The organism is Methylobacter sp. (assembly GCF_023227905.1).
Lineage (GTDB): Bacteria > Pseudomonadota > Gammaproteobacteria > Methylococcales > Methylomonadaceae > Methylobacter_A.
Map to the genome: position 1 here is coordinate 26,747 of NZ_JALOCF010000016.1, position 13,114 is coordinate 39,860.

A 13,114-nucleotide genomic window follows, 5' to 3' on the forward strand; every position below is an offset into this window, starting at 1 on the left:
AAATCGCGACCCTTTTGCTATGATGACAAAAGTCCGTGGAGACGTCGCCTAATGCACCTACTGTTGGTGCGGTGCGACGTCGCTACCACCTTAAGCAACATTACTCAATATTATTTGAAGGAGTTGTTATGGCTAGTCTCACACTCAATCCGCCTCCAAACGGCAGTGCCATTACCGCACAAAACGGCAAGCTGGCGGTGCCGGATAATCCGATTATTCCATTTATTGAAGGCGACGGTACCGGGCCGGATATTTGGCGCGCCACCGTTCGTGTTTTGGACGCGGCTGTTGAGAGCGCCTATGCCGGGCAAAGGAAAATTCACTGGATGGAAGTGTATGCCGGGGAAAAATCCCATCGCTTGTTTGATACTTGGCTCCCCGATGAAACCGTCGAGGCCTGTAAAAATTATCTGGTGTCCATTAAAGGCCCGTTGACGACGCCGGTAGGCGGCGGCATCCGTTCCTTGAATGTGGCTTTGCGCCAGTTACTGGATATGTATGTGTGCCTGAGGCCGGTCAGATGGTTTCAGGGCGTGCCTTCCCCGGTAAAAAATCCCGGAGCTGTGGATATGGTGATTTTTCGGGAAAACACCGAGGATATTTACGCCGGTATTGAATTTGAACAAGGTAGCGACGAGGCAAAGACTTTTTTAAAGCTATTGAAAGAGAACTTTCCGAAGCAATACGCAAAAATCCGTTTTCCGGAAAGCTCCGGCGTAGGCATTAAGCCGGTTTCGCAGGAAGGCACGGAGCGGCTAATGCGTTCAGCAATCGATTACGCGATTGCCAATAAGCGCAAGTCCCTGACTATTGTGCATAAAGGCAATATCATGAAATTCACCGAAGGGGCGTTTCGTAATTGGGCCTATCAGTTGGCGGAACGGGAATATCCGGATCATGTCTATACCTGGGGGCATTGGGAGAAAACCCGAGCCGAGTTTGGCGTAGAGGCGGCAAACAAGGTGCAGGCCGAGGCGTTGGCAAAAGGGCGCATTTTAATTAAAGACAGTATTGCAGACATCACCTTGCAGCAGGTTCTGACGCGGCCTGAAGATTTCGATGTGATCGCTACTTTGAATTTGAACGGCGACTATTTGTCCGATGCTCTGGCCGCCCAAGTCGGCGGAATCGGCATTGCTCCAGGCGGCAACATCAATTATCAAACCGGCACGGCTGTTTTTGAGGCCACGCACGGCACGGCACCTAAATATGCCGATATGGATAAAGTCAATCCCGGTTCGCTGATCCTGTCCGGCGAAATGATGCTGCGCTATATGGGTTGGACGGAAGCCGCCGATGCGATCATTAACGCCATGGATGCCGCCATTTCCAGTAAACGGGTGACGTACGATTTTGCCCGGCTAATGGAGGGGGCGACAGAAGTTAAATGTAGCGAATTTGCTAATGTATTGATTGAGAATTTGAAGTAGCACTTAGCAAACCATTAGGCCTAATTTTTAGGTAATGATACGAATACACGTCAGCGGGCTTTGATCTTATCATTGAGAACAAGTTGGTAGCATCTCAACTTGTTCTCAATGAATAATTCCTTTTCAGCGTGGCTTTTAAAACCGTCAGTGGCTTCCCTGAAGAAGCTCCATTGGGTTGGATAATGAAAGGAGTTGGGTAAATCAAACGCATCTGGAGTAGATGTTATGGCGGAAAATACGCTACGAAAGCAAATACGCTATGAAAGAAGCGATATCAATGCAGTTTTTAGAAAAACACCTGTTTTCTTTAACCGGGAACAGCCGGTAAAAATACTTAACATTAGCAAACAGGGTATCGCCATCTGTAGCAATCAAGCATTAAAAAGAAACAGCCGCCTTAAACTCACGTTGTGTTTTATGCAGGGCGAAAGCTTCTTGCTTGATGGGCAGGTTGTGCACTCGTTTAATAAACCAAGCATTTCCCCGTATGATGAGTTTGTAGAGCTGTTTTTTGAAGGAACGGCATTGCCTATCCCACTGCCTTATAAATACGGCATCCATTTTGAACAGCATTATCTACAGTTTAGGGATTATCTGATCGAATCCGGCTGTAAAAGCGGCTTTGAGGTTCAGCGGCTAGGTTTTTACCAAAGGCAAACCCGTTCTAAATAATCTCCGGCTCTAAGGCCATTTTATTTTTTGCTGTTCAATAGCGATTTTAGGTCTGCAAACGGATTGTGAGTGGCGGCAGGGGTTGAGGATTTGCCCGCATTAGAACTATCGAACCGGGTTTCTTCGTATCTTGAATGTTCATTATCATGGCAATAAAGGCACAACAATTCCCAGTTGCTGCCGTCGGAGGGATTGTCGTCGTGGTTATGGTTTTTATGGTGTACGGTCAATTCGGTCAGGTTTTTATGATCGAATTCGCGGGCGCATCGACCGCATACCCAAGGGTATAATTTAAGAGCTTGGCCGCGATAAGACTGCTCTCTGAGTTCCTGGCTGCGACGCGCATCGGTCACGATTTTATCTAGCTTGTTTTTGTCGGGTTGGACTTTTTTGATGCTCATGTGAATATCTTTTGGTAGTTTGCGGAAAAATCACGCATATAAGTTGACGGTTTTCAGCTACAAGCCGGTATCGCTAAATTTTAACAGAAAATAATAAAGGATAGAGATCGACTTTTATTGATGGTTGGCATTGAAAAATTAATAAGTAATGTCAGCTTAAAAATTTTATACTAAAAGCGATTAATAAGAGTCTTAAGGAGACACGTGGATAAACGAACATTTACAAATCGATTGATAGTTCTCGATACGGAAACGACCGGATTAAATCCTCAGGAAGGGCACAGGATTATCGAGATCGGTTGTGTGGAAGTAGTTAACCGCCGGTTAACCGGCAAAAGCTTTCATGTCTATATCAATCCCGAGCGGGTTATCGATGCCGGCGCTATCGAAGTTCACGGCATTACCAATGAGTTTTTGACGGATAAGCCGACCTTTGACTGTATTGTTGAGGATTTTATTGCGTTTATTCGGGGCGCCGAGCTGGTCATTCATAATGCGCCGTTCGATGTCGGTTTTATTAATTATGAGTTCTCGCGTTTGAATAATGGCACGGGAACCGTCACGGATTACAGCAAGGTATTCGACACGCTGACTTACGCCAGAAAAAAACATCCGGGGCAGCGCAACAGTTTGGATGCGTTATGTAAACGTTACAGTATCGACAACAGTCACCGTGAGCTGCATGGCGCGTTGCTGGATGCTGAAATTCTGGCCGATGTGTTTTTATTGATGACCGGGGGGCAGTCTTCGTTGCTGGATGAGGGACAGGGAAGAGCGGAAGAGGTGATCGTAAGTAGCGAGGTTAAATATTTGTCGACGGATCGTCCCGCTTTGAAAGTCATTCGTTGCACCGAAGAGGAGTTAGCGGAACATCAACAACGTCTGGAGGCTATTGAAAAAGCCGGTGGCGTTTGTATCTGGAATCAGTAATATCAATAAACCATGAACGGCTGGTTGATACGGATGCCATGAATAAGTCGGCAGGGGCGGCCAACAGACTGGCTGGTCGCTCCCCACCCACAGACTTGCAGGTTATTCAGCCTTTGGCTTCGCCCGTCTGGATGTAGATCCCATTCTCTTTTTACTTTTATCCACTTTTTTAGCGCCATCGTCGGGCTTTGCCGCTCTTCTGGAACTGGAGCCTTCACCCATTTTGGATATGTTGAGTTGCTGACCGGCTACCCTGACTTTTTTCAATTCCTCAAACAATTCTTTCGGTATGCCTGCCGGCAATTCAACAGTGCTGTAATCGTCCTGGATTCTGATACGTGCGATATGGTCGCCGTCAATACCGGTTTCATTGGCGATAGCGCCAACGATATTGCCGGGTTTCACGCCATGGGCATGGCCGACTTCAATCCGGTACGTTTCCATTTCAATATCCGCTCCGCCGCCGAACGCGCGTTTGGGTTTGCGCTCTTTTTGAGGCCTGTCGGATCGTGATGATCTATCATCCCTGGACGGTCTGTCATCCCGGCTGTCTTTGGCCCTTTTAGGCAGATTTTGCATTAACAGCGGCGTGTCACCCTGAGCCAGTTTTGCCAGGGCGGCAGCTATTTCCAGCGCAGTGACATTGTGTTCATGTTGGTATTGTTCAATCAGTTGGTTGAAAAAACCCAGTTCTTCGGCAGCTAGAGTATCGGTAATGTTCTGTTTAAAACGGGCGATACGTTTATTGTTAATAACCTCGGTTGATGGCAAGCCCATTTCTTCAACTTTTTGCTTGGTTGCCCTTTCAATGTTATTCAACAGATTTCTTTCTCTGGGGGCAATAAACAAGATGGCGTCGCCGCTACGTCCTGCGCGTCCTGTTCTGCCGATACGGTGAACATAGGATTCGGTATCGTAAGGGATGTCATAATTGACGACGTGGGTGATACGGTCTACGTCCAGTCCGCGTGCAGCAACGTCAGTCGCAATCAAGATATCCAGTTTGCCGTTTTTCAGGTTGGCTATGGCGCGCTCGCGTAATGCTTGAGACATGTCGCCGTTAATCGCGGCGGCGGAATAACCGCGTGCTTCGAGTTTTTCTGCCAGTTCAACGGTTGCGGTTTTGGTTCTGACAAAAATAATCATGCCGTCGAACGTTTCGACTTCAAGAATGCGGGTCAGCGCATCCAGTTTGTGCACGCCGCTGACCAGCCAGTAGCGTTGGCGTATGTTTTCGGCGGAAGTCGTGGTTACCTTGATGGTGACATGCTCAGGTTCGTGCAGGTATTCCTGAGCGATTTTACGAATGGCCGTAGGCATGGTGGCGGAAAACAGGGCGATTTGCCTTTGCTCAGGAATTTGCTCAAGTATCCATTCCACATCATCAATAAAACCCATGCGCAGCATTTCATCGGCTTCATCAAGAACAAGGTGGCTAAGCCCATTCAGATTCAAGGTGCCCTTGCGCATGTGGTCCATAACCCGACCTGGCGTGCCGACAACGACATGAGCGCCGCGTTTTAGTTGACGCAACTGGGTGCTGTAGTCCTGGCCGCCGTAAATAGGCAGAACGTGGAAGCCTTTTAAATGAGCGGCATAGCGTTGAAACGCTTCTGCGACCTGAATGGCCAATTCGCGGGTTGGCGCCAGCACCAGAACTTGCGGGTCTTTTTGTTTAAGATCGATGCGCGACAAAATGGGTAATGCGAAAGCGGCAGTTTTACCGGTTCCTGTTTGTGCTTGCCCCAGAACGTCTTTGCCTTTCAGTAGGAGCGGGATGGTTTGTGCTTGTATGGGTGAGGGTGTTTCATAACCGACATCTTTCAGTGCTCTTAGCACCGGTTCAATCAGGGCTAAATCACTAAAAGAGGGAAATGTTGAAACATCATTGGACATGGATTTACCTGTTGGAAGCTAGAAGGCGCGTAAGCGCGGAGAAATGTGTTTGTTTATCATGGCATTATACCTCACTCTATTCCTATTTGCAGAAAAATTACAGAGCAAAGCGTTATTTAAAGTGCCTGTTTCTCATAACTACTCTGCCTATTCCATAGGGATGCAATGAATGCAGATAATGTGCAAGGCCATAGCTTGTATAGAGCGTCAAAAGTCTGGTCTATAAAAGTCTCCTACGAATATACAAGGAAATAAAAAATGATCGAAAAAATCATTATGGGATTCTTCGAGACTTATTGGTCTGGTTAATACGGAACGAATAACCGGACTAAAGAAAATAAACATTGATTGTTATTACCCAGGCAGAGAGATTAGAGCTAGAAAATTAATAAGTAGGGCTACTTAAATAAACTCTTATCGCTAAATTATTAAGCTATTGATTTAATAAATTTTTGTTGGAAAAAGGCAATAAACCTAGTAGTTGTACTAATAGATATTCGATAGAAATTGAGGCTATTATGATTACCAATTAAGGTTATTTTAAGGTTGAGGGATTTCAGAAACTCTTTAGAAGAATAAGAACAGGTTTTATACCGACGCATTCGACCCGCAGCCGTAAGGATGGTTTTTCATGCTTCCCCTCAAGCTTCGGCGGCTTATGTTTAATGTTATATCCTATTTCGGTTCACTGATTAAAAATATCGAACAAATATAAGGAGCGTTATATGAAAAATAAAAAGAAATATCCTCTCACAATAGGATTGCTAATGTTGGGCGCTATCGGGCAAGCAGTGTTTACTCCTACTGCGAGTGCCTCTCAGGTCGGTCAGGAAGATCAAATATATGGCGATTATGCGGTAAACAGGGCCGAAACTGAAAGAAAATATATTGCCATGGTCGAAACGCAAGGCCTCGATACGGTATTGGATATACCGTTACGTCTGGGGGGATTTGTTACAACACTTGTCGGCACGGGGTTTTTTATTGCAACAAGCCCTATTACCGGCTTGATGACGGCTTTATATCCACATAATGCAATAGAAAAAGCGGCGGATTATCTCGTCGTCAGGCCGGGTAATTACACATTTGTCAGGCCTAGCGGCGCCTTAAATTATGATTCACGATCTGACGAAGAAAAATAAATAACTCGTGAGCTTACTGCCTCAATAAATATTAAGAGTAATGGATTACTGAATTTTACCGGCATTTCTCAAGTATTAATTCAGGTTACCCTTAAATAATAATAAGTTGAGCTGCGCTTACAATTAATGTTAGACAATTGACGGGAGTTTATCCATGGGATTAAAAACAAGAATGCAATGTTTTGGTCTGCCCAAAGTTGCAACGGATGCGGATGATAAAACAACTAAACCAGACTCGCTAAATGAAGTGCCGGAAAAACAACCTTTCGCGCCATTGTTACTGAAAATACTTTCACCGGTAGAGTTGGAATTTAAAGAAAGCATCCATTCCCGGCTGCTTGATATTCTTGATTTGTCGCTCATCAGCAGCATAGATGAAAAGGAAGCCAGAAAACAGATTCGGGCGGTAGCGCAAAAATTAATCGACGACGAATCCATTCCATTAAATACGCAGACCCGGCATCAAATAATCAGAGAAATTGAAGATGACGTACTGGGTCTTGGGCCTTTGGAAGCTTTGTTATACGACCCGACCATTTCCGATATTCTGGTCAACGGTTACAAAAATGTTTATGTCGAACGATTCGGCAAGCTGGAGTTAACGCCGGTCAGGTTTAATGATGACAATCATTTGATGAAAGTGATTGACCGGATTGTGTCCAGAATTGGCCGCAGGATTGACGAGTCGTCGCCGATGGTGGATGCCCGGTTACAGGATGGCTCCAGGGTAAACGCTATTATTCCACCGTTAGCGATTGACGGCCCTTCGGTGTCGATAAGACGTTTTGCAGTCGATAAAATGGGGCTTGACGATCTGGTAAAAAGAGGTGCCTTAACCGATTATATGGCTGAATTCCTCAAAGGCGCGGCAAAGTCCAAGTTGAATATACTGATTTCCGGCGGGACAGGCTCAGGCAAAACAACGATGCTGAACGCCATTTCAAATTTTATTCCCAAGGATGAAAGGGTCATTACCCTGGAAGACTCCGCAGAGCTACAGTTGCAGCTACCCCATGTATTGCGGCTGGAAACCAGGACCGCCAATGTTGAAGGCAAAGGCGAGGTTACGTTGCGCGATTTGGTGCGCAACAGTCTTAGAATGCGGCCGGATCGCGTCGTCATTGGCGAGGTCAGGAGTGGGGAGGCCTTCGATATGCTACAGGCGATGAATACCGGCCATGAGGGCTCCCTAACGACAGTTCATGCCAACACTCCTAGAGACGCCCTTGCGCGCCTTGAAAACATGGTGTCTATGGCAGGGTTGGAGATGCCCGCTAAGGCGATCAGGGCACAAATCGTATCGGCAATCCACATCATCATCCAACTGAGTCGGCTTGAAGACGGTAGCAGGCGAATCCTCAGTATTCAGGAGGTAGATGGCATGGAAGGTGAAGTGATTACCCTGTCTGAAATCTTTAAATACCAAAGGCGTGGAATAGATGAAAAAGGCGTTGTACAGGGTCAATTTTGTTCGACAGGAATCATCCCTAAATGCATGACTAACTTGAAGCAAAAAGGCGCCAATGCAGATCTGGCTATTTTTACCAATCATCTCAATTAAAGAGGAGGTAACATGTCCAGCGACATGATGATGTTATTTGTGGGATTAGTCTTTACAACGGTTTTTTTGGCATCACAAATCCTGGTATTACCGACCTTGGGAACGAGCCGGGCGGACAGCCTTAAGCTGAAACAACGTTTGGAAGGAATTATTCAGGCGCACGGCGATTCTGAAGCCTCGATTATAAAAGAAAAATATCTCAATCAGTTAGGCCCCATAGAACGAAGCCTTGAGCGTTTCCCTGGTATTCCGAGACTGAAAGTATTGCTGGAGCAGGCAGGAAATCAGCAAATAGCTTATCGGTTTGCGTTGTACGCATTATTTTTGTCCGGAGGCGTAGCGGCGATAGTCTGGCTGTCCTTGCATAATATGATATTCGCCTTGGCGGCATTTATTATCGCGGCGGTTATACCGATAGTGTGGCTAAACAAGCAACGAGCCAAGCGCCTGGACAAATTTGAAGAGCAATTGCCAGAAGCCTTGCAAATGATGGCCAGAGCCTTAAGGACGGGCTATCCGTTTACCGAATGTATGAAGATAGTTTCCACCGAAATGAGCGAGCCTATCAGTCAGGAATTTGGCATGACCTATGAAGAAATCAATTACGGGCGCAATATTGAAGTGGCGTTTGCATTGATGATAGAGCGGGTTCCTAGTCTCAGTTTGATAGCCATGTCTACAGCAATAATAATCCAGCGGGAAACGGGCGGAAATCTTGCCGAGGTACTGTTGAAAATCAGCGATGTGCTAAGAGGACGGTTTAAATTGCAGCGGCGCATAAAAACATTGTCGGCGGAAGGCATGCTGTCGGCCTGGGTGTTGCTGTTGCTGCCATTGGGTTTATTTGGGCTTATGAGTTTGCTTAATCCTGATTACTTTAAGCCGGTTTATGACTCGCCCGATAGAATGACCTATCTCTATATTTTTATGGGCCTGGAGTTGAGCGCAGCCTTTTGGATACGGCGCATTATTACCATTGATGCATGAGGTGAAGTGAATGGACTTTTTAATGCAATTGTTGACAGGGCTAATGGCAAACCAACAAGGAGGCCCCTGGGGTGTGGTTTTGTTGGTGGCAGGAGCTATTTTTATTTTAGCGTTGGCATTAATGTCATTATTTGATGATGTTTTTGACCCTGTGCGTTCCCGTTTTAAGCGGGAAATGAATACCGACGCGGTTTCCATGTTTGAGTCTAATGCGATATCGGAAAAGCTTCATAAACATAATAACGTGTTTGTTCCAACCAGCCAGGCGTTATTGCAAAGAACAAGGACACGTCTTCATTATGGCGGGTTTCATGGAAAGAGCAGTCTATTGCATTATTATGCGATACGAATGTTGTTAATGATTTTGTTGCCTTTATCCGTGCTGATGGTCATGGCGCTGATTCCTGGCATGAAGAGTGAAACCATATTTCAATCGGCAATGGCAGCGATCGCAATAGGTTATATGGGGCCCAGTTTTGTTTTGGATAAATTCATCGCCAATCGTCAGAAAACTCTGCGCCGGGCATTTCCCGATATGCTTGATTTATTGGTGGTTTGTTCCGAGGCTGGCTTGAGCCTGGACGCGGCGATACAAAAGGTGGTTGTCGAAAGCGGTATGAGTCAACCGGTATTGGCTGCCGAACTGGACATTGTGATTGCTGAAACCCGCGCAGGGATTGATCGGAATAAGGCTTTGCAAAGATTGGTTGAAAGGACTGGGGTAGAAGACATTAGAGGTTTGGTAGCGGCACTGTCACAAAGCATGCGCTTTGGCACCAGCATTGTCGAGACACTCAAAGTTTATTCGGAAGACCTCAGGGACAAAAGAACGCAAGCTGCCGAAGAAGTGGCTGCCAAGATCAGTACAAAGCTGATTTTTCCGTTAGCCGTTTGTTTACTGCCGGCATTCTTAATGGTTGTTATGTTACCGGCCGTATTGGTTCTTAGACATATAAACCCCGGATAACGGTTTTTACCGCTCGTAAAATGATGAACCTTAGTTACCGAAATCTCCTGGCTTTTTGTTATGAGGACAGAGAGAGTTCCCTTACCGGATGAAGATGATGAGTATGATAAATAAAATAAAAAAACTAACCAGCCTCATTTTTTTGATTATTTTAAGTCAATCGCTGCTGACCGCTTGTAATCCCAGTAACATTCAAGAAGCAGAGCATGCTGGCGACGAACAGAAAACCAAAGATATCTTGCAAAATGCCGGGCTTAATGTCGATTCGGTGGACGATGCTGTGCTAAAAGCTGAAAAAGCGGCGCAGAGCGGCAAGATGGATCTGGCTCAACTCTATTATATAAAAGCCTACGATCTGGAGCCGACTAATGTCAGGGTTTTGCAAAAAATGGCTGATTTATATACCGACCTAAAAAAATACGACTTGGCCGAAGTCAGCCTAAAATTGATCTTGCAACAGCAGTCGGGAGATATAAAAGCAACCGAACAATACGGCTTACTGTTAATCAAGCAAAAAAAATATCCTGATGCAGAGAAGCATCTTGCTCAAGTTGTCGCCAAGCAACAAAGCTGGTCGGCCTATAACGGCTTGGGGATCATTGCTACTTTGCAGGGCGATTATTTGAAAGCCGAAAGCTTTTTTAAAAAAGCTGACAGTATTTCGCCGAATTCGCCTGAATTACTAAATAACATTGGCTTTGCTCTCTATTCAGCCGACAAACTGACCGAGGCTGCACCCTATTATCTTAAAGCCCTGCAAATCAATCCTGGTTTTAAAAAGGCGGTTTATAACTATGCATTGCTTCAAGCACGTTTAAGTAATTATGAACAGGCGCACAGTGCCTTTGCCAAAGTGTCTTCACCGGCCGAAGCCAATAATAATACCGGCTATATTGCAATGATGAATGGCGATTACGCCGAAGCGAATACTTATTTGCAGGAAGCCATCAACATATCGCCCAAGTTTTATAAAAAAGCCAATGACAATTTAAAGCGCTTGGAAACACTGGAACAACAGTAAGAGCGAAGTATCGATAAAGCCTTTTCTAATTCTCTTTTGCTGGAAACTCAGCTCCTAATAACAGGGTTTATGGTCAATTTCCTCTCTTGATTGGCCATAAACCCTAGCCAATTTCGTCAAACTGTCAGAGATGTCGTGTCCGTTAGAGTAAAAAACGAACCCTGATACAAAAATGTAAGTGCATGATAAAACGGCAATTGACTCTCAAAAACTAAAGCAAGTGCCTCTAGGCACCACAGAATAAATCAACCTTTTGTTACTCTGCTTGAGTTGCCTATCTTTGGGGCATCTTGAGCATACGCATCAAGCTAAGACATAACTCGCAAAATTTGCTGATTTCCAAACTTCAACTTAGGAGCAAACCTTAGGCGTAGGCCGGAATAAGACCATCCAAGCGCGTAGCGCGAGGTGGCGTTTCCGGCGAATTTGGATGCTGTTTGCCGGAAAAGCTTCCGCTCCTCGGCAACTGCTCCTGCGTTGCTCTACCTCCTGCATCCTTGCAGTCGTGCTCACGCCCCTTACCTACATCCATGTAGGCAACACCAGTTCTCGCTGTCGCTCGAACCGGCTTATTCCGGTCTACATGGCTGCTTGAGTTATCTACCTTTGGGGTATCTTTGGCGCGGCATTAGCAGCTCCACGCCGTCGGCATCGTTATCATTCTAAATCCGTTCACTCTTCTTTGTTGCTAGACAGGCCTGCTTATTTCCATCCAGCATGTCATTGTCCACCTGTGCAAGCAATGTCGGCAAAAGGCTTTGGCGCCAAGGTAACGTGGGCAGAGCGCTTCAGCCAGGCAATATTTTTTGCTTTATCTGTCTGATATCGAGCAACTGACCCGTAATGCATAAGGGCTAAAACAAAGTAATTTCAATATTCCTGGTTAAGTTGCAGGTACTTACGTCAATACTATTCTGTTAAAAAATATCAGTGGTTTATATTTAACTAATATACTTAAGGTTAATAATAGGTTGTTGGTATTGTTAGTAATTTTAATTATTTAAGTAAAAACTAAGTGATTTAAATGCACGTCATCCAAGTCGTAGGTATTCATACTAATATTTTTTAGATCATTTTATACTTAAAATTTCCTTAAGTTGTTTTTTAGGTGGCCGGTAATCTGGGTTGCGCTCTTTTAAATAGTTAAGGGTAGTAGTCGTTAATGTTAAGCGTTGCGTCTGTGATTGTTATTAATACATATTAGTGCCTTCATAGATATAAATTTTGCAGTATTTTTCTTATATAAATAATGCCAAACATGCTTCGTAATTTTAATACAGCTGACCGATGTCGTAGGTATTAGTACGAATATATTTAAGCTCATTTTATGCTTAAAATAAACTTAAATATTTTACAGGCGACCCAAGATTATAAATGGTTATTTTGATAATGTTTGTATTAGGTCAAATAGGTGAGGTCTAACGTATCGTTAAATATTAATTTTTGTGTCAATAAAATTTATTGACCAATAAAAGAACATGCTACATGTCTGTGTTGGAATAACTGACAATATATATTAATTGTCCGTCAACCGATGCTGGCCGGTAGATGTGAGAAGGGGATGCTTTTTATAAACGGATCTTTGATAATGTAATTTATGATTCAAAATAGTTTAAATAATACTTTTTTAATTTCATATTGAGGAATAAACCATGAAAAAAATAACAAACTTAGTGAAAGGATTTCTTGCTGATGAAAAAGGCGCAGAAACTGTTGAGTGGGTAATGATTGCTGCTGTCTTGGCCGGCATTATTGCCGTTGCTTTTTGGGAAACTTTAAAGACTGGAGTTAATACTACTATAGGAAACATAACAGGAAAAATGACTGCATCTTACACATAATCTGTTGTTAAGATAGAAACCGGTCTTCTCTCTTTGTCCTCCAGGCGATGGAGAAGACCGATTTTATTTATACAGCGTTTTCAACTTAAATTAGTTGCTAATCATTAACAGGCTATGTCGTTGGAGTGCAGGCTTTGCCTGCTCTGGCAAGCGAAGCTTGCACTCCGGGCACACTATAGTTTCAATAATAATTAACTGAATTTGAAAGCGTTGTAAGTACTTGGTCTTTAATATCCTATTCATTATTTTTATACGCAAATAATAAA

General features: G+C 44.4%; 12 protein-coding genes. 9 read left to right on the forward strand and 3 right to left on the reverse strand.

Going from position 1 to position 13,114, the window contains the following annotated elements; all coding sequences use genetic code 11:
* Positions 1 to 128 precede the first annotated feature (128 nt).
* A complete protein-coding gene (gene icd, locus M0R47_RS08675) occupies positions 129 to 1,430 on the forward strand; it encodes an NADP-dependent isocitrate dehydrogenase (protein WP_292553178.1) in 1,302 nt (433 codons plus the stop codon).
* A 225-nt stretch (positions 1,431 to 1,655) separates the two neighbouring features.
* The gene (locus M0R47_RS08680) at positions 1,656 to 2,102 is read left to right on the forward strand and encodes a PilZ domain-containing protein (RefSeq protein WP_292553181.1); all 447 of its coding nucleotides are present in this window, start codon (positions 1,656 to 1,658) and stop codon (positions 2,100 to 2,102) included.
* 20 nt (positions 2,103 to 2,122) lie between these two features.
* On the opposite strand, the gene M0R47_RS08685 is transcribed toward M0R47_RS08680, so the two are convergent.
* Positions 2,123 to 2,503, reverse strand: a complete 381-nt coding sequence (locus tag M0R47_RS08685) for a YajD family HNH nuclease (RefSeq protein WP_292553184.1) — start codon at positions 2,501 to 2,503, stop codon at positions 2,123 to 2,125.
* A 204-nt stretch (positions 2,504 to 2,707) separates the two neighbouring features.
* Between M0R47_RS08685 and dnaQ the strand changes: the two genes are divergently transcribed.
* Positions 2,708 to 3,433, forward strand: a complete 726-nt coding sequence (gene dnaQ / locus M0R47_RS08690) for a DNA polymerase III subunit epsilon (protein WP_292553186.1) — start codon at positions 2,708 to 2,710, stop codon at positions 3,431 to 3,433.
* Between the two features lie 102 nt (positions 3,434 to 3,535).
* On the opposite strand, the gene M0R47_RS08695 is transcribed toward dnaQ, so the two are convergent.
* The gene (locus M0R47_RS08695; RefSeq protein ID WP_292553189.1) at positions 3,536 to 5,329 is read right to left on the reverse strand and encodes a DEAD/DEAH box helicase; all 1,794 of its coding nucleotides are present in this window, start codon (positions 5,327 to 5,329) and stop codon (positions 3,536 to 3,538) included.
* 725 nt (positions 5,330 to 6,054) lie between these two features.
* On the opposite strand from M0R47_RS08695, the gene M0R47_RS08700 reads away from it, so the two are divergent.
* The 5 genes from M0R47_RS08700 to M0R47_RS08720 all read left to right on the forward strand — a co-directional run bounded on the left by M0R47_RS08700 (position 6,055) and on the right by M0R47_RS08720 (position 11,007).
* Entirely contained in the window at positions 6,055 to 6,471 is a 417-nt protein-coding gene (locus M0R47_RS08700) for a hypothetical protein (protein ID WP_292553192.1), read from the forward strand.
* Positions 6,472 to 6,625: 154 nt separating this feature from the next.
* Positions 6,626 to 8,032 carry a CpaF family protein gene (locus tag M0R47_RS08705; RefSeq protein WP_292553195.1) on the forward strand — a complete coding sequence of 469 codons (1,407 nt, stop codon included), beginning with the start codon at positions 6,626 to 6,628 and terminating at the stop codon, positions 8,030 to 8,032.
* 12 nt (positions 8,033 to 8,044) lie between these two features.
* Complete coding sequence (locus M0R47_RS08710) at positions 8,045 to 9,019, forward strand: type II secretion system F family protein (protein ID WP_292553197.1); 975 nt, start codon at positions 8,045 to 8,047, stop codon at positions 9,017 to 9,019.
* Between the two features lie 10 nt (positions 9,020 to 9,029).
* A complete protein-coding gene (locus M0R47_RS08715) occupies positions 9,030 to 9,986 on the forward strand; it encodes a type II secretion system F family protein (RefSeq protein ID WP_292553200.1) in 957 nt (318 codons plus the stop codon).
* Between the two features lie 103 nt (positions 9,987 to 10,089).
* Positions 10,090 to 11,007: a tetratricopeptide repeat protein gene (locus M0R47_RS08720; RefSeq protein WP_292553203.1), complete on the forward strand. Its 918-nt coding sequence runs from the start codon at positions 10,090 to 10,092 to the stop codon at positions 11,005 to 11,007.
* 364 nt (positions 11,008 to 11,371) lie between these two features.
* Here M0R47_RS08720 and M0R47_RS08725 read toward each other — a convergent pair whose 3' ends face one another.
* Positions 11,372 to 11,539, reverse strand: coding sequence for a hypothetical protein (locus tag M0R47_RS08725; protein ID WP_292553205.1), 168 nt, complete (start codon positions 11,537 to 11,539; stop codon positions 11,372 to 11,374).
* Positions 11,540 to 12,659: 1,120 nt separating this feature from the next.
* Here M0R47_RS08725 and M0R47_RS08730 point away from each other — a divergent pair.
* On the forward strand, positions 12,660 to 12,848 hold the full coding sequence (locus tag M0R47_RS08730; protein ID WP_292553207.1) for a hypothetical protein: 189 nt from the start codon (positions 12,660 to 12,662) through the stop codon (positions 12,846 to 12,848).
* Positions 12,849 to 13,114 lie beyond the last annotated feature (266 nt).